This is a genomic window from Ensifer sp. D2-11, assembly GCF_054161295.1.
Genome location: NZ_CP096433.1, coordinates 1755538 through 1776100 on the forward strand (window position 1 = coordinate 1755538; position 20563 = coordinate 1776100).

21 protein-coding genes are annotated in these 20563 nt (G+C 61.3%); 12 read left to right on the top strand and 9 right to left on the bottom strand.

Annotated elements, in window-relative coordinates; genetic code table 11:
- Positions 1-82: 82 nt before the first annotated feature.
- The 5 genes from thrS to M1D34_RS08495 form a co-directional block, all read right to left on the bottom strand.
- Complete coding sequence (gene thrS, locus M1D34_RS08475; RefSeq protein ID WP_127638834.1) at positions 83-2065, bottom strand: threonine--tRNA ligase; 1983 nt, start codon at positions 2063-2065, stop codon at positions 83-85.
- A gap of 111 nt (positions 2066-2176) precedes the next feature.
- Complete coding sequence (locus M1D34_RS08480) at positions 2177-2716, bottom strand: DUF1697 domain-containing protein (RefSeq protein WP_498781605.1); 540 nt, start codon at positions 2714-2716, stop codon at positions 2177-2179.
- A complete protein-coding gene (locus tag M1D34_RS08485; RefSeq protein ID WP_318876689.1) occupies positions 2713-3150 on the bottom strand; it encodes a DUF2267 domain-containing protein in 438 nt (145 codons plus the stop codon). Before M1D34_RS08485 ends, M1D34_RS08480 begins: the two co-directional genes overlap by 4 nt.
- Entirely contained in the window at positions 3147-3521 is a 375-nt protein-coding gene (gene yidD, locus M1D34_RS08490; RefSeq protein ID WP_003534704.1) for a membrane protein insertion efficiency factor YidD, read from the bottom strand. The genes M1D34_RS08485 and yidD overlap by 4 nt, the downstream gene beginning before the upstream one ends.
- 3 nt (positions 3522-3524) lie before the next feature.
- Positions 3525-3971 carry an iron-sulfur cluster assembly scaffold protein gene (locus tag M1D34_RS08495; RefSeq protein WP_003534702.1) on the bottom strand — a complete coding sequence of 149 codons (447 nt, stop codon included), beginning with the start codon at positions 3969-3971 and terminating at the stop codon, positions 3525-3527.
- Positions 3972-4309: 338 nt separating this feature from the next.
- Here M1D34_RS08495 and folE point away from each other — a divergent pair, with 338 nt between their 5' ends.
- From folE to M1D34_RS08510, 3 genes are all read left to right on the top strand, one after another.
- Positions 4310-4924, top strand: coding sequence for a GTP cyclohydrolase I FolE (folE, locus tag M1D34_RS08500; protein ID WP_003534700.1), 615 nt, complete (start codon positions 4310-4312; stop codon positions 4922-4924).
- Between the two features lie 101 nt (positions 4925-5025).
- The gene (hisI, locus tag M1D34_RS08505; protein ID WP_003534698.1) at positions 5026-5478 is read left to right on the top strand and encodes a phosphoribosyl-AMP cyclohydrolase; all 453 of its coding nucleotides are present in this window, start codon (positions 5026-5028) and stop codon (positions 5476-5478) included.
- 346 nt (positions 5479-5824) lie between these two features.
- A complete protein-coding gene (locus tag M1D34_RS08510) occupies positions 5825-6790 on the top strand; it encodes a patatin-like phospholipase family protein (RefSeq protein WP_003534696.1) in 966 nt (321 codons plus the stop codon).
- 462 nt (positions 6791-7252) lie between these two features.
- Here M1D34_RS08510 and M1D34_RS08515 read toward each other — a convergent pair whose 3' ends face one another.
- Positions 7253-7681 carry a CBS domain-containing protein gene (locus M1D34_RS08515; protein ID WP_003534694.1) on the bottom strand — a complete coding sequence of 143 codons (429 nt, stop codon included), beginning with the start codon at positions 7679-7681 and terminating at the stop codon, positions 7253-7255.
- A gap of 395 nt (positions 7682-8076) precedes the next feature.
- On the bottom strand, positions 8077-8808 hold the full coding sequence (locus M1D34_RS08520) for a rhomboid family intramembrane serine protease (RefSeq protein ID WP_003534691.1): 732 nt from the start codon (positions 8806-8808) through the stop codon (positions 8077-8079).
- Between the two features lie 281 nt (positions 8809-9089).
- On the opposite strand from M1D34_RS08520, the gene M1D34_RS08525 reads away from it, so the two are divergent.
- From M1D34_RS08525 to M1D34_RS08550, 6 genes are all read left to right on the top strand, one after another.
- Complete coding sequence (locus M1D34_RS08525) at positions 9090-9752, top strand: PAS domain-containing protein (RefSeq protein WP_014529689.1); 663 nt, start codon at positions 9090-9092, stop codon at positions 9750-9752.
- A gap of 67 nt (positions 9753-9819) precedes the next feature.
- Positions 9820-10428, top strand: a complete 609-nt coding sequence (locus tag M1D34_RS08530) for a PilZ domain-containing protein (RefSeq protein WP_003534682.1) — start codon at positions 9820-9822, stop codon at positions 10426-10428.
- Positions 10429-11291: 863 nt separating this feature from the next.
- Entirely contained in the window at positions 11292-11900 is a 609-nt protein-coding gene (locus tag M1D34_RS08535; protein ID WP_014529690.1) for a transglutaminase-like cysteine peptidase, read from the top strand.
- Positions 11901-12129: 229 nt separating this feature from the next.
- Positions 12130-12858 (top strand): hypothetical protein, encoded by a 729-nt coding sequence (locus tag M1D34_RS08540; protein ID WP_498781612.1) that lies wholly within the window; start codon positions 12130-12132, stop codon positions 12856-12858.
- 243 nt (positions 12859-13101) lie between these two features.
- The gene (locus M1D34_RS08545) at positions 13102-14604 is read left to right on the top strand and encodes a D-alanyl-D-alanine carboxypeptidase (protein WP_013844306.1); all 1503 of its coding nucleotides are present in this window, start codon (positions 13102-13104) and stop codon (positions 14602-14604) included.
- 75 nt (positions 14605-14679) lie between these two features.
- Positions 14680-14949 carry a hypothetical protein gene (locus M1D34_RS08550; protein ID WP_010969213.1) on the top strand — a complete coding sequence of 90 codons (270 nt, stop codon included), beginning with the start codon at positions 14680-14682 and terminating at the stop codon, positions 14947-14949.
- A gap of 670 nt (positions 14950-15619) precedes the next feature.
- Here the strand turns inward: M1D34_RS08550 and M1D34_RS08555 are convergent.
- On the bottom strand, positions 15620-16054 hold the full coding sequence (locus tag M1D34_RS08555; protein WP_003536712.1) for a DUF1489 family protein: 435 nt from the start codon (positions 16052-16054) through the stop codon (positions 15620-15622).
- An 86-nt stretch (positions 16055-16140) separates the two neighbouring features.
- On the bottom strand, positions 16141-17541 hold the full coding sequence (locus tag M1D34_RS08560) for an L-serine ammonia-lyase (protein ID WP_498781615.1): 1401 nt from the start codon (positions 17539-17541) through the stop codon (positions 16141-16143).
- A gap of 599 nt (positions 17542-18140) precedes the next feature.
- On the opposite strand from M1D34_RS08560, the gene M1D34_RS08565 reads away from it, so the two are divergent.
- From M1D34_RS08565 to M1D34_RS08575, 3 genes are all read left to right on the top strand, one after another.
- Positions 18141-18875, top strand: coding sequence for a DUF599 domain-containing protein (locus M1D34_RS08565; RefSeq protein ID WP_013844304.1), 735 nt, complete (start codon positions 18141-18143; stop codon positions 18873-18875).
- Between the two features lie 140 nt (positions 18876-19015).
- Positions 19016-20038, top strand: coding sequence for a heparan-alpha-glucosaminide N-acetyltransferase (locus M1D34_RS08570; RefSeq protein ID WP_498781617.1), 1023 nt, complete (start codon positions 19016-19018; stop codon positions 20036-20038).
- A 3-nt stretch (positions 20039-20041) separates the two neighbouring features.
- Complete coding sequence (locus M1D34_RS08575) at positions 20042-20515, top strand: methyltransferase family protein (protein WP_010969210.1); 474 nt, start codon at positions 20042-20044, stop codon at positions 20513-20515.
- The last annotated feature ends 48 nt before the right edge of the window (positions 20516-20563 follow it).

Sequence of the window (20563 nt, forward strand, 5' to 3'; positions counted from 1 at the left end):
TTCTCCCCATCAAGATGGGGAGAAGGTGGCGGCAGCCGGATGAGGGGCAGCCGCGTCATGAGCGCGCACTTACGGAAAACCGTTACACGCTTTTCCTGGAATTGCTCCTGCGCTTGAGGTCCGGTGCCATGGCTTCGGCGGAGAGCGAAGCAACGGCCTCGTCCAGCGACATTGCCGTCTGCGCCTGAGAACCCAGGCGACGGATGTTGACCGAGCGCTCCTCCGCTTCGCGCTTGCCGCACACGACGATCACCGGAACCTTCGTTACCGAATGCTCGCGGACCTTGTAGTTGATCTTCTCGTTGCGGAAATCGGTCTCGACCGTCAGCCCCGCATCACGCAAGCGTTCGGCGACTTCGCGGCCATAGTCGTCCGCTTCCGAGGTAATCGTTGCGACCACCACCTGCAGCGGCGATATCCAAAGCGGCATATGGCCGGCATAGTTCTCCAGCAGAATGCCGAGGAAACGCTCCATCGAACCGCAAATGGCACGGTGGATCATCACCGGCTGACGCTTCTCGGATTCGCTGTCGATGTAGAAGGCGCCGAAACGCTCCGGCAGGTTGAAGTCGACCTGCGTCGTTCCGCACTGCCATTCGCGGCCGATCGCGTCCTTCAGCGTATACTCGAACTTCGGACCGTAGAATGCGCCCTCGCCCGGCAGGATGCCGGTCTTGATGCGGCCTTCGGACTGCTCCTCGATCGTCTGCAGGACTTCCGTCATCACGGCTTCGGCGCGATCCCAAAGCTCATCGGAGCCCACACGCTTTTCCGGCCGCGTCGACAGCTTCACGACGATTTCCTTGAAGCCGAAGTCCTCGTAGACGGAAAGGATCAGGTCGTTGATCTTCAGGCATTCGGCCGCCATCTGCTCGTCGGTGCAGAAGATGTGCGCATCGTCCTGCGTGAAGCCGCGGACGCGCATGAGGCCATGCAGCGCGCCGGAGGGTTCATACCGGTGGACTGCGCCGAATTCCGCCAGCCGAACGGGCAGTTCGCGGTAAGACTTCAGACCATGCTTGAATATCTGGATATGCCCGGGGCAATTCATCGGCTTCAGCGCGAAGACGCGATCATCGTCCGTATCGTCGCCGGCGACAGTCACCTTGAACATGTTGTCGCGATACCAGCCCCAGTGACCGGAGGTCTCCCAGAGCGACTTGTCGAGGACCTGGGGAGCATTGACCTCCTGGTAATCGCCTTCGAGCCGGCGGCGCATATAGGCGACGAGACTCTGGAAGATCCGCCAGCCCTTTCCGTGCCAGAAGACCACGCCAGGCCCTTCCTCCTGGAAGTGGAAGAGGTCCATCTCGCGGCCGAGCCGGCGATGGTCGCGCTTCTCGGCTTCGGCGAGCACGTGCAGATACTGATCCAGCTCCTCCTGCGTGTGCCACGCAGTGCCGTAGATGCGCGTCAGCATCGGATTGTTGCTGTCGCCGCGCCAATAGGCGCCCGCCACCTTCATCAGCTTGAAGGCCGTACCGATCTGGCCTGTCGAGGCCATGTGCGGCCCGCGGCAGAGATCGAACCAGTCGCCCTGGTAATAGATCTTCAGGTCCTGGCCCTCGGGGATGGCGTCGACGAGCTCCACCTTGTAATTCTCGCCCTTGGCGGCAAAGACCTCCTTGGCCCTGTCGCGTGACCAGACCTCCTTGGTGAAGGGCTTGTTGCGGGCAATGATCTCCCGCATCTTCTTCTCGATGACGGGCAGGTCGTCCGGCGTGAAGGGCTCGTTCTTGGCGAAATCGTAATAGAAGCCGTTGTCGATGACCGGACCGATGGTCACCTGCGTTCCCGGCCACAATTCCTGCACGGCCTCCGCCATGACATGGGCCGCGTCGTGGCGGATGAGCTCGAGCGCGCGCTTGTCTTCGCGCGTGACGATCTCGATCCTGCCTTCCGTCACGGGATCCGAGAGATCGCGCAGTTCGCCGCTAATGGCGATCGCGACGGCCTTCTTGGCGAGCGACTTCGAGATCGATTCCGCGACGTCGCGACCGGTCGTGCCCGGGGCGAATTCTCGAACGGAGCCATCAGGAAATGTAAGGGAAACGGATTGCGACATCATGATCTCCTATCCAGTCCCGCCAACGAATGCGGGTGGTATGGTTTGCCGGCCGGGGCCGGTTCGCGGGCCTGATAAAGCTTTTTCACCGTGGAGTAAAGGCGCGGCCGCTCAACCGGCGACCATTCCACGCAGTCCCTTCACCGTATTCCAGTTGCGCACCGTCCCGATGCCGAGCCGCTTGGTCGTTAGCGCCCCGAGCAGCTTCGATTCGCTCGCCTTGCCGGCAAAATCGACCCAGAGATCGCCGTCGACTATGGCCACGCGCTCGCCCCTGGAGCAATAGCCGAGCAGTTTTTCCCGCATGTCGACCTCGAGAGGCGAGCGCATCACCCGCACGTGGACGCTCGCAGGGTCCCTTTCGCTTTCCGCGAGAAAAGGGTTGCCTGCCGCAAGTCTCGACCAGTCCTCCGCGGAACGAACGATGATGTCGACGTGACGGCCGAAGGTCTTCTCGAAAGCCTTTTCGAGTTCGGCCTCCAATTCCGCGAGCGGCTTTTCCGGCGCCTCGAACAGGAGATTGCCCGTGGCGACAAGCGTGCGCGGCGCCCTGTAGCCGAGCGCTTCGGCCATCGCCTTCAAGTCGGCCATCACGACGCGCCGGCCGTCGCCGAGAACGATGCTGTGGAGCAAGGCGACGTAAGCCTTCATTCGCTTGAAGCCTGCCAGAAATCGACAGCGCCCGCCGGCAGCCGTGCAAGCACACGATCGAGCAGGGTTTTGTCGACATTCCGCCGCAAAGCCGCGGCTACATCTGCAATCGCCGTTTCCGGAGAGACGTTGTGGTTGCCGCGGAAGGCCTGCACCTCGCGCGTCATCGCCCGGCGCTCGGAGAAGGGGAGCGTCGGCTCCTCCAGATCCCAATCGGCGACGAAGATCGCACGAAGGACCGGCGGCAGCGCATTGGCGAAAAGCAGGCCGTCGGAAATTTCGAGGCGGCGGCGGAAAGTGTAAAGCACCGCCTGCACCATCGTATAGGCCTGATTGGTTGTCTGAAGAGCGGCGATATCGCGCGCGTCGACGATGAACCGGTCGAAATCCGCAGAGGCCTGCCGGTACTCCATCGGAATGGTCACGGCTCTCATGCGTCCTTTCGGCGTGGCTGCCAGTAGCGCCATGGCGTGTACCAGCGCTGGCGCGGTGCGAGGCTGTCCGGCACCGGATCGAATCCGTGGGTTCCGCCCGGGCCGCAGCGGACGACCCGGAACAAGGTCAGCCACCCGCCGGCCCAGAGGCCGTATCGGGCGATCGCCTCGAAGCCGTACTCCGAACAGGTCGGCAGGTGCCGGCAGGAATTGCCGATGAAGCTCGACAGCGTCAGTTGATAGGCGCGGATCAGGGTCATGCCGACGAGCCGCCCCGGCGTCTTGCGGAAAGGCCCGGACCAATTCCGCCCCCCGGCGGCACCGGTATCGCCGCGGGTGATTGCATGATCGGCATGGGGCTGAGGGCACATGGCTCAGACGGCCGCAGCGAGGCGCCTGGCCTCGATCTGCCCGATGGCATCGACGACGGCATCGAAAGTCAGCATCGTCGATGCATGGCGCGCCTTGTAGTCCTTGACGGGCTTCAGAAAGCGCATGTCCTCGAAACGGTCCGACGGGCCCTCCCCATCGGCCTTCAGCATGGCCAGCATATCCTCGCGGGCCTGCCGGATCTCGTCCGCATGGGCACCTACGACATGCCGCGCCATGATGGATGAGGACGCCTGGCCGAGCGCACAGGCCTTGACGTCATGGGCGAAGTCGGTGACGACGTCGCTGTCCATCTTCAGCCAGATTCTCACCTTCGAGCCACAGAGCTTGGAATGCGCGGCGGCTTCGGCGTCGGCGTCGGCCAACATTCCGAGGCGCGGAATATTGCCTGCGAATTCGAGAATTCTGCTGTTGTAAATGTCGTCAATCATTTAGGAATCCGGTGGATTTTTCGCGGTTTCTGACGTTCGGCGCATGATTTTCCCCAGGCGGCGGGAAAAAAGCAAGGCGTGGCGCATTCGGGCTCTTTTATCCATGTGGCACCATACTATATGCTATGTCGTGTTGGGGTGACAGTTCCGCAAGGGGATCAAATGTCGCCTGTTGTTTGGGAAACCGTGCCGGACGGTCCAGTGCACTGCTAAGCCGAGACCCGAAAGCCCCGGAACCCGCCAACGGAACCCAAGCCTGCAGGGTTAGGCGTATGGCCAATGGCGAGTTGTCCGAAAAGATAAAACGTCAGCAATTTCGTATTGCTTGAAGGGGCCATATGGACGCCATAGTGAAGAATTTTCCTGTGCTCGACGACACAGGTCGTCCGACGCAGAAGGAAGCCGAAGAAGCCGTTCGCGTCTTGTTGCGCTGGGCAGGTGAAGATCCGGCACGAGAAGGCCTGAAGGACACGCCTTCGCGTGTCGCCAAGGCGTATCGGGAAATTTTCGGCGGCTACGATCTCGTGGCGGAAGACGTGCTCGGGCGAACCTTCGAGGAAGTCTCCGGCTACGACGATATCGTGCTCGAAAAGGACATCCCGTTCTATTCGCATTGCGAGCACCACATGGTGCCGATCATCGGCAAGGCCCATATCGCCTATCTGCCGAACGGCCGCGTGCTCGGCCTTTCCAAGATCGCCCGGGTCGTCGATATCTACGCCCGTCGCCTGCAGACGCAGGAAGCGATGACGGCGCAGATCGCAAAGGCCATCGACGAGACCCTCATGCCCCGGGGCGTGGCGGTGATGATCGAGGCCGAGCACCTGTGCATGGCGATGCGCGGTATCAAGAAGCAGGGCGCGACGACGCTGACGACCACCTTCACCGGTGCGTTCAAGAGCGAGCCGGCCGAACAGGTCCGCTTCATGACGATGCTCAGGGGCTTCAAGTAAGCTCCGCCACCGCATGTTGAAACGCATGCAGCAACCCCCAAGTGCTACAGCGGCCTCGCGCGTCTGATCAAGACGCGCGGCGCTGTAGTGGAGCTCAGACGATGACGCTCACTTTTGCATCCCCCCCGCAGGACAAGGCCGAACTGGAAAGCGGCCCGGCCTTCACCCCGCGTTTCGACGAGAAGGGTCTGATCACGGCCGTCGTGACCGATGCCCGCGATGGCGAATTGCTGATGGTCGCGCATATGAACGCCGAAGCGCTGTCCCTCACGCTCGAGACCGGATTCGCGCATTACTACAGCCGCTCACGCGACCGCCTCTGGAAGAAGGGCGAAAGCTCGGGCAATTTGCAGACCGTCCGGGAAATACGAACCGATTGCGACCAGGACGCCGTCTGGTTGAAAGTCTCGGTGGCCGGCCACGATGCCACCTGCCATACCGGGCGCCGCTCGTGCTTCTATCGGACGGTCGGCGTCGCCGATGGCGAAGCAAAAGTGGCGATCACCGACGACCACAGGCATTTCGATCCGGCGCAGATCTACGCCGGCAACTGAGCATCTGCTTTTTTCTGGTTCGCCTGGTTGATATATTCATCTTTTGGCAACCAAACGGGCATCTAATCATTAATCTTGTAAGTGGTTCCCGCGGTAACGGCGGAGCACCAAAATGTGTTGCAGGCTGTATCCAATGTTTATCGGGCGGGCCGCATTTGTAGCCGGTTCAGTGCTATATCTCGATCATGGTGTCAGTCTTTCAGCGACCAGATGTGAGGCCGGCACCGGCATGTTTCGATGGCCGAATCGCTTCGGTTCAAGGAATATTCGGTAGTAGGGCTCGGCAGGGCTTTCTGCAGGGCCGTGTGCTAGAAGCTAATCTATTCGGCGGTGTCGGAGGTGCCGGATGCTGAACTGGACATTCACGCGTAACAGTCAGATTGCCGATCTTTCCGGCGCGAACGGGTCGTCGATCACGACCACTCCTCCAGCACTACCCATTTCTCAATCCGTGAAACCCAGGATTGCGCTGGCGCTCGGCGGCGGTGCTGCGCGGGGCTGGGCCCATATCGGTGTCCTGAAAGCCCTCGACGAGGAGGGTATCGAAGTCGGAATGATTGCGGGCACATCGATCGGTGCGCTGGTGGGCGGCTGTTACCTCGCCGGCAAGCTCGATGAATTGGAGGCTTTCGCCCGCTCGCTTACCGTGCGCCGCATTGCCGGCTTGCTCGATTTCGCGATCGGCGGCGGTGGCCTCTTCGGCGGTCTGCGGCTCACCAAGCGGATGCAGGAACATCTGCAGAACCTCAGTATCGAGGATCTCGACCGGCCCTTCGTGGCCGTCGCCACGGAGGTCTACAGCGGTCACGAGGTATGGATCGAGAAAGGATCCCTTATTACCGCCATTCGCGCATCTTACGCCTTGCCTGGCATTTTCGAGCCCGTCAACGCCAATGGCCGGACTCTCATCGACGGCGCGCTGGTCAACCCCGTTCCCGTTTCGGTCTGCCGCGCACATGAGCAGTTGCACGTCGTCGCCGTCAACCTGAACTACGATGTCTACGGGCGCTCGGCGGTGGTCAAGCACAGCGCCGGCATGGAAACGCCCGATGCGCCGGCAACGGAGGCAAACCGCTTTTCAGCACGGCTCGGCATGACCAGCGTCATGGTCCAGGCCTTCAACATCATTCAGGACCGCATTTCGCGCGCCCGGCTGGCTGGCGATCCGCCGGATCTGTCTCTCCACCCGAAGCTGAACGATATCGGACTTTCGGAATTCCACCGCGCGGGCGAAGCAATCGAGCGCGGCTATCAGGAAGCCAAGATCAAGCTTTCGGAAATCCGGCGCATGCAGGAACCGCTGTCCCGTTGAAAGGCCGGGAGAACTTGCGGATCGGCCCAAGTGTTCCAAGGCCCGTTGAGATCCGGACACCCGGCGCCGCTTGTTTGATTTCCTCATTCCTGTGCTTGTCACAGGAATCCAGCCAGACCAAGTCCTTGGGCTGAAAGAATGCTCCCGCGCCGCAGACGCGGCGCTGCTGGATCCCTGTGACGAGCACAGGGATGAGGTAGAGGAGAGATTGCAGTCCTCCGAAAAGTTCCTACAGCGCCGCTCGTCTTATGAGACGCGCAAAGGTCGCTGTAGCACTTTGAGCTGCTGCATGTTTTTGTCCATTGATCGGCCACGATCAATGGACACATGCAGTGGCGCACGGTCGGTACTCAAGGAAATTCAAGCGCATCGCCATGTGTGCTGACAAAACCGAGCAGGGCTTCAACGCCATTATCCATCTCGCAGCAGCCATCATAAACTCAAGATGAATCTCAACAGGCCCTAGCCGGCGATATAGGCCTTGATCTGTTCGGCCTCGTTCTCGATGGCGCGGATGTGATATTTGACCACGTCTCCGATCGAGATAATGCCGGCCAGCCTGCCTTCCCGCTCCACGGGCAGATGACGCGCGCGAAATTTACTCATCATCTCCATCAGCGAGTCGACGGACATTTCCTCGCGACAGCAATAGACGTTCTGCCACATGACGGAAGAAACCGGCTTGTCGAGGCAGGCGGCACCATATCGGGCAATCGAGGCAACGATGTCGCGCTCCGTCATGATGCCAACGATATGCTCCTCCGGATCGACGACGACAACGGCTCCGATATGATTTTCATGCAGTAAAGACGCGGCCTGCTGAACCGTCACCTGCGCTGTGACCGTGATGACGTTGCTGCCTTTTTCATTGAGAATCGCTTTCACCGACATGCGCACATCTCCCGTTGCGACAAAACCGGGCCGACGGGAAGAGTTTCCGTCCGTGCCGGTCACTGCACTTTCTTCCGGCGGAAGGAAGACCGCGAAGACAGTGCAGATGGCCGCAGGAAACCCGTACCCATTCCGGCGCCTGCGCAGCCCTTTGCCGCTCCTCGAGCACAAAGCTACGCCGGCACCCGGCCTTTTCCGCGGTCGCCTCGAGCAGTTCGGCGGCCGTGATGAATGGTGCTCCAGCGACTTCAGGAAATCAAGGCTTCTGCAGAAAGCCTGCCGCCTCTGCGGCGAAATCAGGCATCACGAAAATTCTGCGGTTGATACAATCGATTATCGCACTCTCGCCCGAAGGCGGCCGAGGCTTCTTCCCGGCTGGCGGCGCCTCACCCAACCTACCTTCGGGGATCGAAGAATGCGAACAGAAGGAAGCCGAAGAGGAAACCGCCGATATGCGCCTCCCAGGCCACGCTTCCTGCCCCTCCGATCGACAGAAAGCCAAAGCCCACCAGCAAATTGGTCAGAAACCATATCCCGGTGAAGACGAGCACGGACCGGTTGGTGAGCGTCTCCGCAAACGACAGCCGTCGATTGAGATGGGCAAACTGGCGGCTGATGCGACCGCTCGGGGAAAATACGAAACGGGCCGCCGCCCCCATCAAGCCTGAAACGACGCCCGAAGCCCCGATCACCACGGCCATCTCGCCCCAGTGGAAGATGATGTGCAAGCCGACGGCGGCAGCCGCCGACAGGCACCAGAACAAGGCGAGCCGAGCCATCCCGATCCGTCTGACGACGGGTGCGCCGAACGCGACCATCCAGAAGACATTGAAGATGAGATGCTCCCAACTGCCGTGCAGGAAGGAATAGGTTACCGGCGTCCAGAGCCAGACCAGCCCCTGCTCACCGAGCGGAAGCGTGTAGCGCACGGGCAGAAAGGCAAAGTTGAGGATCAGTTCCTGGTCGATCTCGGCCGGCAGGACATAGGTCCTCAAGACATGGACCGCGATCAGGAACGAAAGGATTCCGGTCAGCCCCGGCGGAAGATTGAAGGCGGGCTCGCGACTGCGGACGTCGGTACTGTCGACATCGGTTTCCGGTGACGTTGCCGCCTGATCCCGTTCCATAGCTGCCTCTTCCCTTCGGTCGCTGCGGTTGCGCCCAGACGGCGGCGAACCGCCCGCAGTAGCGCGCAAGGGATAAGCAAACAAAAAAACGCCGTCCAGTGAAAACTGAACGGCGTCACGCGCCGTTGCGCGCGCGTCAGTCGATGTGCTGAAGGCAATCCTTCGTGAAGTGCTGCCGAATGACATGGCAGCCGCCGGCGTCGAGCGCAATCGAAACCGGCCGTTAACCTTAATTTCGCCGTGGCACGAAAATCGCTCCATGCACTCAAGGACCACGCAATATGCCGCCGGCTATCTCGATCTGGGACGGTCTGCGCCGCAACAACGACCGATCGGGCAAGATGCGCAGCAGAACGACAATGGAACTGTTTCAATACTGGAACGAAGTTCGCGGCGGCCGCGATCTCCCGCGCCGTGACGAAATCCAGCCCGCCGATATTCGTTCACTCCTGCCCAACGTCTTCATCCTCCAGGCGCAGGCGGACGGTGGAATACACTTTCGTCTCGCGGGCACCCACATCTGCGGCTTGTTCGGCGACGAACTCCGCCACCGTCAATTCTCCGCCTTGTGGCTCGGCGGACAGCAGGAGGAGGCTGCCCGTATCGCCGGTCAGGTCGTGAAGCGATGCATGCCGATGCTACTGGCTGCGTCCGGCGCAACCGCAACCGGGGATCGGTTGGAAGTGGAAATTCTGCTTACCCCCCTCGCCTCTCCCGATGGAACGGGCGACCGCATACTCGGCGCTCTGTCGCCGCTGTCCCGTCCGATATGGCTGCACATGAAGCCATTGCAGCACCTTGTCCTGGAAAGCCGCTGTGCCGCATTGCCTGCGTCCGAATGCTCCACGACTGCCGGTCTGACCGGCAGCCGCATCGATGCCTGCGATCGCCCCTTCCGCATGGCGCAGCACCTGCGCGTCTTCGAGGGTGGAAGGCGAAACTGAGCGAACCTTCTGTTAATCGGTGCGGTCTATACTTTCGCCTGCAAAATATATCCATCGTAGAGTGATCATGTTCTCCTTCCAGCATGCGCAGAACAGCGCCCCGAAACCACATCAGGAAAGCGCATTTCAGCGCGTTTCGGTCAATCTTTCGGGACGACTGATGCTTGCCAGTCACGAGGAATATGACTGTACCGCCCTGGAGATGTCGCCGGGCGACGTTCTGTTGACCTCCCCCGCGCGTCCGCGCGGCGGAGAGCGTATCATTGCCTATGTCGACCATGTGGGTCGCCTCGAAGGCACGGTGTCACGCGTTGCGGACGATGCGTTCGTGATCCAGCTCAACGCCACGGAACGCAAGCGCGAGAAGCTTGCGGCACAGCTGACCTGGATCGCCAACAAACACGAACTCGGTCTGCCGGAAGACCGGCGCCATGACCGGCTGGCACCTCGCAAGACATTGACGGAACTCACAGTCGATACCGGCGAGAGATACAGCTGTCGGATCATCGACCTCTCGCTTTCCGGCGCGGCGGTCGACATCGACACACGGCCTGCCGTAGGATCGCCGGTCAGGCTGGGTAACATGAAGGGCAGGATCGTCCGTCATTTCCAAGAAGGCGTCGCCATCGAATTCTCCGGGATACAGTCCCGCGAGGCACTGACCGAGTTTCTGTAAGCACTAAGGCGTGTTGAGATTCATCTTGAGTTTATGGCGGCTGCTGCGAGATGGATAATTTCGTTGAAGCTCTGGTCGGTTTTGTCGCTACGCATGGCGCGACGCGCTTGAATTTCTTGGATACCGACTGCGCAGCCCACTGCATGTGTCCTTTGATCGTTGCCGATCCAAGGACAAAACATGCAGCAGATCAAAGTCCTACAGCGACCTTTGCGCGTCTGATAAGACGCTGCAATCTCTCCTCACCCTCATCTCTGTGCTTGTCACAGAGATCCAGCAGCGCTGCGTCTGCGGCGCGGGGAAATGTTCTTTCAGCCCAAGGCCTTGGTCTGGCTGGATCCCTGTGACGAGCACAGGGATGAGGAGATCAAATAAGCCGGGGCGGGTATCCCGAATCTCAACAGACCTTAGAGGCGGCGCTTGCGTCAGCGGACCGCCTTGACCAGGCCTCTGCCCTCGCCTAGTCCAAAATCAACTCTTCCGCAGCGGGCCGGCAACAGAAATAGCTTCTGGTAAACCGGGCGTTACGCTTCTCGGCGATCCGACACTATTTCCTGCTGGCTCCGATGGGTCCCACCGTCACCGGCTGCATGGCTGACGGGACGCGCAATCGCGGCTCTGCTACGCTCGCCGCACATAGTATTCTCACCTATATTCAATGGCTTACACGGATTTGCACCGTCGTCGCTCCCGGTGGCCGCCGACAAGCAGCATGAAAATCGATAAAATTTGAATCGAATTTTATTACAGATCTCCTCAATTTTTATTCTTATGTTATTCGAGTTTGTTCTTGTTTTTACTTCCGATCTTCGCCGCCGGTAAAAAACTCTGTGCCAATGTCGAACCACAACGGGGAGACAGACATGCGCACAATCATCACCATGGCGATCGCTGCCGCAGCCCTTGCCACCGGCCTCATCGCCGGGCCAGCTTACGCGGTGCCGGCGAACATGACGGTCGGCGGCGCGACCAACCCGCCGATCGGACATTACGAGTTCTGCAAGGCCAATCCCTCCGAATGCGCGGCCATTGGCGCGGACCATGGCCCATCCGTGCTGACGCGCGACAGCTGGAAGAAGATCCTCGAAATCAATTACGAGGTGAATCAGGCGATCGCCCCGATGACCGACATGGAAATCCATGGCGTCGAGGAAAACTGGTCCTACCCGGACGCCGTCGGCGACTGCGAGGATTACGTGCTGCTGAAACGCCGCAGGCTGATCGAAAGCGGCTTCTCCCCCGCCGATCTTCTGATCACCGTCGTCCTGCAGCCGAATGGCGACGGTCATGCCGTCCTGACGGTGCGCACCGACCGCGGCGATTTCATTCTCGACAACATGCGCAGCAAGGTGCTGCTCTGGTCGGACACGGAATATACCTACCTGAAGCGGCAGTCCTCGGAGCATGCCGGGCGCTGGGTGAAACTGCAGGATGGCCGCGCTCTCGCCGTCGGCAGCGTCAGCGCGCAATAACGGATGAGCAGGCGCCGGCCATGGCCCGCGCCTCTGATCGGCCCCGGTCGGCACTACCCCGTCCGGCCCGGGCCGATTTTCTCCGGGCGGCGCAGACCCGCCACGCTTCACCCAATATTAACCAAGTTGGACGAGCCTTGGCTGCGAGCGAATTCCGCGCGGCGAGGTCATCCAGTGGCCTTCGAGCGGATAGAACGCGCGCCCTGATCAGCTACCCTACGGCGCAGCCATGAACCCGCCCCACATTCCCGAACCGGAACTCCTGCCGCTCCTTTCGTCCCGCTTCGTCTACAAAGCGGCCGCAGCCGTCGTGATCCTCCTTGCGCTGACAATCACCCTTTCCTTTTCCGGGCGCTGGTTCGGCCGACATCTCGCTGAGGCCGGCCACACGGCAAGCCGCGAAACCTACGACATCTTTATCGGCCAGGACCATTTGCGCCTGCCGGCGAATGTCATTCGCTTCGAAAACCAACGTAGCACGAGCATCGTCGGGCGCGTGGATCTCTATCTCACCTGGCCCGGGCTCGAAGGCTACGCCGAGGAGACGCGGCCCTTGTTCGACGATGTCAGCCGGCCGGAAAACCTGATCTTCCTGCAGGTCGCGCAGAGTACGATGTCTCGCGACATGTCGGGGCGTCTCGCCCCCGTCTACCGCCATATCCTGCAGGACGCGCCGCAAGCCGGCCCCGAGGGCCTGACAAGGTACGACGCAAAGCCGGATTCGAGCTATGCCGGCGAAGTCTTCTTCATCGCCGAGAGAGATGAGCGCCCTGCCTACGTGCTGCGCTGCGTACTCCCCGAGACCACCGCGGCTTCGACCAGCGCCGATTGCCAGCGCGACGTTCACATGGGCAAGGACCTCATCGTTCTCTACCGTTTCTCCAGCAGGTTGCTGCCGCAGTGGCGTGCCATCGAAGATTCGATGGAAACTTACATCAGCACGCATCTCGTGCCGTGATTTTGACGAAGAGTCGTGATGCAGCCAATGCGCCGGCTAGAACGGGATGGGGGAGTATGCGCGGGGTTTTCGGCCAAGCCTACCAAAACGTCATGATCTAGCGCGGGCTGAAGGTGCCGATCCTGAACAAAACGACCTGTGGCGGGCAACCAATCATTCATCATAAACCGATTGGTAACGCTATCCCGATACTGTCTCGGGAAAGGTCGTATCCGGAGACGGCATCCGGACGGCACCCCTGATATGAGAATGAAGAGCGATACAGTGTCTCAATCCGTTTTTTTTGATCTCGCGAAACGCCCGTTCGGCGTCTTTTCAGAAGTTATGGGGCGGATTTTTCTCGCCGGCCTGATCGCCGTGCTGACCTTTTCGGCGCCCGCCTTCGCGAATTCCAAATATGCCGGCATCGTCGTCGACGCGAAAACCGGCAAGGTTCTTTACGGCGAAGACGCTGATCAATTACGCTACCCGGCCTCGCTGACGAAGATGATGACGCTGTATCTGACGTTCGAGGCGCTCGAAGCCGGACGGATCAGCAAAAGCACGCCTGTTCCCTTTTCCAAGAAGGCGTCGGCAGAGCCGCCGTCGAAGCTCGGTGTGCGCGCCGGGCGATCGATCACCGTCGAGCAGGCGATCCTCTCGCTGGTGACGCGCTCCGCCAACGATGCGGCGACGGCGCTTGGCGAGCTCCTGGGTGGTTCGGAACAGCGCTTCGCCCGGATGATGACCAACAAGGCCCGCGCGCTCGGCATGACGCGCACCACCTATCGCAACGCCCATGGCCTGCCCAATTCTGAACAACGGACGACGGCCCGCGACCAGGCCCGCCTCGGCATCGCGCTCCGGCAGCATTTCCCGCAGTATTACGACTACTTCTCCACGCGCAGCTTCCGTTTCGGCAAGCAGACGATCGGCAACCACAACCGGCTGCTCGGCAACGTCCGCGGGGTAGACGGTATCAAGACCGGCTATACGCGCGCTTCCGGCTTCAATCTCGTAACCTCGGCCCAGCTCGACGGGCGCAGCATCGTGGCGGTCGTCATGGGCGGCACGTCGGGCGGCGCCCGCGATGCGCAGATGCGCAAGCTCGTCGCGAAATACATGCCTTCCGCATCGCGCCGCGGCAGCGGCAATCTGATCGCCGAGGTCCCGGCCGAACCCGTGACGACGGTAGCCGAAGCCGAAGTACGGCCGGCAACCGCCGCAGCCGTCGCGTCGGCGGCAATGGACCTGCCGAATACCGGCCCGGTCCCGGATTTCCGCTACACCGGCGAAAGCGCCGCCGGCGTCGCAATGGCCTATGCATCGACGAAACCGGCCTCGGACAATCCCGTGCTCGCAGCCAAGATCGCGCCGAACACGCTCGACTCGCAGATCGCCAGACTTGCCCAGGAGCCGGAAGCCGCTGGCGACGTCGATACGCAGATCACCAATTCGGTCGCCACCGCTGAAACCGCACCTGCCGCGGCCGAAGCCAGCACCGAAGCGAATGTCGGCATGCAGGGCTGGGTCATCCAGATCGGCGCCACGCCCGACAAGACGCAGGCCATGACGCTGCTCGACAATGCCAAGGAAAAGGGCGGCAAGGCACTGCGTAACGCCACCCCCTTCACGGTCGCCTTCAGCAATGACGGAGCTCAGCTCTACCGCGCCCGCTTCGGCGGCTTCGACGATCAGGACAAGGCCGTCAACGCATGCAGGGCATTGAAGAAGAAGGGCTTCGCTTGCTGGGCGAGCCAGCAGTAAGAGACTCTATGAATGGCAGCCGGGCGCGTTTCTCCGGCTGTCCTCCTCGGTTTTGTACAGCGTAACGAGGTCAGCATGGCAATGAACGAGAACGTCCCCGGCGACACGATGATGGCGGACAGAAGAGCCAGACCATCGCGAATTCGGCTGCATCCGTTGCACGAGGCGGCCATGCGCATCGCGGACATCGGCCTGAACCGATCCAAGGCAAAAACGCGCGACCTGGTTGGCATGCTCCTTACGCATGGCGCGCGCGCCTGGCGTTCGACCCAGCCTCGGGCGGGCATCCATTTGCACGTCGCGGCACCGGGGCGCAGCCGCCCCCTCCGAATTCGCCTGCATTAGGCTCGAATTTGGAATATCGCATGCGGCTTTCCGCGCGCAGCCCAGCGTTTCAACGCTTTAAACTCGATCATGCGGGCAGGTCATGGACCGCCCCTCATCCGCCTGCCGGCACCTTCTCCCCGCAAGCGGGGCGAAGGGAACTCGCGGCGCCCCACCGCTTGTCCCTTCTCCCCGTCATAAACCTACGGCATGCACATATCTCTTGCGCGCCGGTGCGGCGGATACTGCTCATGAAAGGGATCCCTCGCGAACCCAACCGCCTCAACCCCGCTCGGTCGGGGTTGCCCCTCAACCGGCTGCCGCCACCTTCTCCCCGCAGGCGGGGAGAAGGGATATGCCGCGCCCGCTCGCTCCCTCGGGCGGGCGGTGAATGCGGGGTTCAGCCGGCCCGCTTGTCCCTTCTCCCCGCCTGCGGGGAGAAGGTGCCGGCAGGCGGATGAGGGGCGCGTGACCGATAATGCCAATGTTAGCGCATATGGGTTTGATCCCAAGGACCCATCCGCAAGCCTCGCCACTGCTGGAAATACAGATGCCGCCACTCCGGAGTAAGTCCGCGAAGGGCTGGACAACAAGAGATATGTGCATGCCGTAGCATCAAAATGGGAGCAGCCGTGGTCATGAGCGCGATTTGTCGGACGCGTCCGCTCTCGCCGGCGAAGGTGGCCGCCGGCTATAAAAGGCCGAGTTCGGCAAGTTCACGCCGCAAGTCGAGCGGCATCTCCCCGCCATCGGCGAGCGAGGCAAGATCGCGCGGGGCTTCCTTCTCCTCGAGATAGCGCCAGCCCTGAAAAGCCCGACGCGGCTGCGGTTCCGTCTCCATGACTTCCGGACCGAGAAGGAGATTGCAGCGGCCGATGCCCTCGCCGTCGGTGAAGGTCTCGATGCCGATCAGCGGCTGACGCGCCTGAACGTATCCCTTGATCACCCAATAGAGCGAACCGCCGGCGAGAAGCTCTTCCGTACGCTTCGGGACCATCCGGGTCGTGTGGAAGGAGTGCGGCTGCTGCCCGGCTGCGATCGCCGCCAGGGCCTTGCGCGCTACCCATTCGCGCAGGTCCTCGATCGATTCGGCACCGACACAGAGTTTGATGAGATGCAAAGCCATGGCGAACCTTGAACACCCGGCCGGCGGCTGCGGTCAAGCCGTCCGGGCGTATTCGTCCACAGCCCCATCGGCTTCGGACTGAGCGCTCAGCACTCGACCACGTTGACGGCGAGACCCCCGGTCGATGTTTCCTTGTACTTCTCGTTCATGTCCGCGCCGGTCTGGCGCATCGTCTCTATACAGGCATCGAGCGGCACGAAATGCTTGCCGTCGCCCTTGAGTGCGAGCGAAGCGGCCGTAACCGCCTTGACGGCCCCAAGGGCATTGCGTTCGATGCACGGCACCTGAACGAGACCTGCGACCGGATCGCAGGTCATTCCGAGATGGTGTTCGAGCGCGATCTCGGCCGCATTCTCGATCTGCTCGGGCGTTCCGCCCATGACGGCAGCAAGACCCGCCGCGGCCATCGCCGACGCCGATCCGACTTCGCCCTGACAGCCCACCTCCGCGCCTGAAATCGAGGCGTTGTGCTTGATGATGCCGCCGATCGCCGCTGCGGTCAGCAGGTAATCCCGGATGCCTTCCTGATCGGCATCGTCGTGGAAATGCAGATAGTAGCGGATCGTCGCCGGAACGACGCCGGCCGCGCCGTTGGTCGGCGAAGTCACCACCCGGCCGCCGGCAGCATTCTCCTCATTGACCGCCATGGCATAGACGCTCAACCAATCATTTGCGAGGAGAGGATTGGTCTTGTTGGAGCGCCATTCCTCCTGCAGCTTGTCGTGGATCGCCCGGGCGCGCCGGCGCACCTTCAGCCCACCAGGCATGATGCCGTCCTGGCTGAGGCCGCGATCGATGCAACTGCTCATCGCCGTCCAGATGCGGTCGAGCCCGGCGTCGAGCTCGTCCGTCGACATGCTGCACTCTTCGTTCGCCCGCTTCATCTGGGCGATCGTCAGCCCGGAGCGCGCGGCCATGTCGAGCATCTGCTGGGCCGTGGCAAAGGGATAGGGCACCTTTACGCCGGCGGGCTTGTTCTTCTGGGCCCTCATCGCGTCCAGTTCCGTATCGGTCACCACGAAGCCGCCGCCGATCGAATAGTAGATGCGTTTCAGAAGGAGCCGGCCGTCCCGGTCGAAGGCGGAGAAGGACATGCCGTTTGCATGACCCGGCAGCGGCGTCTTCTTGTCGAAGACGAGATCGGTTTTCGGCTGGAACATATAGCCCGCGTGACCGGGCGGGGTGATGCGGCCCGTACGCTCCACCTGCTCGATGATCCCGTCCATCCCGTCCGGCTCGACGAGATCCGGCCGCTCGCCCATCAGGCCGAGAATGACCGCCCTGCCCGTTCCATGGCCGATGCCTGTATGCGCCAGCGAACCATGGAGGCTTACCTTGATGGCGCCGACAGCCGCGTGAGACGGTCGCGGCCATTCATCCGACAGGATGAGATCGAGAAACCTGTTGGCCGCCGACATGGGCCCCATCGTGTGAGAGCTCGATGGACCGATACCGATCTTGAAAACGTCGAAGACGGAAAGAAACATGAATTCCTGCCCAGAGCCTGACGCCACGTTGCTGCCGATGAGCTCCGCGTTCGCGTCGATGATAGGACCGAAACCGACCGTTTTCCTGCTCGGGCGGTGTCGATCATTCCCTAATATAGGATCGAACCCTAAGCGATCCTATGCCGATCCATCAGGCGACCGACCGACATTGGATTCTGTTCGTGCGACATGCCACTGAAGAACTGCGCATGTGTTCGGCGATCAAAAAAAAGCGATGCAGCCCGTGGACTGCATCGCCTGACATTTCAATCTATCTTCAGAAGCCGCCGAAGAGATAGGCGAGAACGAGAACACCCCCGAAACCCGCCACGGCGCGAACCGTCACGCCCCAGCACGACTTCTCTACTGTTTTGTCCATGATGTCTCCGAATACCGAAGCCCGGTAACCATTAAGTCGTGTGGCCGTTCAATAGCGAAGAATCTGTTAACACGCAATGGTGAAATATGGCGAAATAGTGTCAGAGCGATGCGGGACACCTTGGGCGCGGACACGAAGCCGTGTGCAAGCGGCGGAATCCCGGAGCGCCCGGCTCGATGCTCGCGCCTCGATTTCGCCGTGAGTCTTAAGACAGGCCAACATGGGCCCATCTTGCATTTTCGGACGGCCGTGCCAAAACACCGCTATGACCTCTGAAGATTACGTCGCGCTCGCCATCTTCGTCCTCCTCTGGGCCGGCTTCAGCTGGGCTTCCGACGGGGGGCGCGGCTTCGACCGCGTCAGCCTTACGCGTTTGATGAACGAGCACAGGGCGCGCTGGATCCGCAATTCGCTCAATCGCGATCTGAAGATGATCGACACGCAGATCATCGCCGGGCTGCAGGCCGGTACCGCCTTCTTCGCCTCGACGACGATCTTCGCGCTCGGCGGTTGTTTCGCATTGCTCGGCGCAACAGACCAAGTGCAGATGATCTTTAGCGATCTGCCACAAATATTCCGAAGCGGGCGGACGGCCTTCGAACTGAAAGTCGGCGGATTGACCTGCCTCTTCGGCTATTCTTTCTTCAAGTTCGGTTGGTCATACCGGCTGTTCAACTACTGCTCGATTCTGATGGGCGGCATTCCGATGACGGCGGACATGAAACGCGACCAGAAGGCCGCCGAGCGTGCCGCAGAGCGTGCGATCCGCATGAACATACTTGCGGCCAAGCACTTCAATGCCGGCCTTCGGGCGATCTTCCTGTCGATCGGCTATCTCGGCTGGTTCATAAGCCCCTATGTGTTCATGGTGCTGACCGCCCTCGTGATCTTCGTCCTCGCGCGCCGGCAGTTCTTCTCCGAAGCGCGCGCCGCGCTGATCGAGAATGCGCAATAGGCTGCAGCAACCGATTGCACCCGGCCCGCGGTTTGCGGTAACCGACCGAATAACTGGCGGCCCTCATTTCAACATATTCGCGACGCGACTGAAATGAGGCGCCCTCGTAGATCCACCTCCAGCAGCAGAGCGATTCTTCGATGTCCGAACAAAGCGCGACGACGACCCCTGAAGCGCAAATGCGCACGGAGGCGACCGGAACCAACCGGATGGTTCTCCTGGATGCGCTGCGCGGCCTGGCACTCGTCGCCATGGCCCTCTATCACTTTGTCTGGGACCTCGAATTCTTCGGCTATGTCGCGGCCGGCACCGCCGGGACCGGCGGCTGGCGGATGTTTGCACGCCTGATTGCCAGCAGCTTCCTGTTTCTTGCCGGTTACAGCCTCGTGCTCGGCCAGCTCCCGAAACTCCGTCCGCGCGCCTTCGCCATACGTTTCGCGAAGATCGCCGGCGCAGCCGCGCTGATCAGCATCGGGACCTGGTTCGCCTTCCCTCAGTCGTTCATCTTCTTCGGCATTCTCCACGCCATTGCGGCGGCAAGCCTCGTCGGCCTCCTGTTCCTGAAATTGCCGGCCGCCGTTTCCTTTCTTGCGGCTGCCGCGGCCTTCGCGGCTCCCCTCTATCTGCGCTCGTCGTTTTTCGACATGCCGGCGCTCTGGTGGGTCGGCCTCTCGGAAACGATCCCGCGCTCGAATGACTACGTTCCTCTGCTCCCCTGGATTGCCCCTTTCCTGTTCGGCCTCGGCACCGCGAAGCTGCTCCACCCGTTATTTTCCGCCCGCCGCAGCCGAAGCGCCGGGACCCATAAGCACTCGTGGATGACGCCTCTCGCCTTTGGCGGCCGTCACAGCCTTTTGATATATCTCATCCACCAGCCGCTGCTTATCGCGGCAGTCTATCTCTTCTCTCTCGCCGTTCCCGCCCCGGCACCGGATCCGGCACGGGTCTATCTGCTGAACTGCGAACGGGCCTGCAGCAACGAAAATTCCGGGATCTCCTGCAGTACCTTTTGCGGTTGCACGCTCGCCGGCCTGAAGGAACAGAACCTGTTCGACGATCTGAACCTGGGCAAGATCGACGTGAACACGGATGAACGCATTGCGCGAATCGCCGGTCAGTGCACAATGGATGCACAATCAGGAGAGGCACAGTCAGGGGACTAGGACATGAATGCCTTTCGTGCCAAGCCGCTGAAGTTTCCATGGCCGCCTCTGCTCTATGGCGCGGCCGTCCTGATCGCGCTGGCCCTGGGCCACCTTTTCCCGATTCCGGTGGCGCACGAGCACAGTTGGATCCTCTCGCTGGTGGGCTACGGCCTCGTGGTGCTGGCGATCACCATCGATCTCTGGGCCGTCAAAACCCTCCTTGACCGCCATACAGCCGTACTTCCGAACCGGTGCGCCACCTGCCTCGTCACCTGCGGCCCATTTCGTTTCACCCGCAACCCGATCTATTTCAGCTACACGCTGGCGATGACCGGTCTCGGATTGGCGACGATCAACCCCTGGTTCTTCATCACGGCAATTGCGGCGGTCGGATTGACCACCCTTTTCGCGATCCGAAAGGAGGAGCGACACCTGCTGTCGCGCTTCGGTTTCGAGTTCGAGCGATATTGCCGGCACACTAGCCGTTGGATTTGAGCGGACATGGAAGAGTCTGCCTTTTCCTCATCGTGCACGTACAGGGAT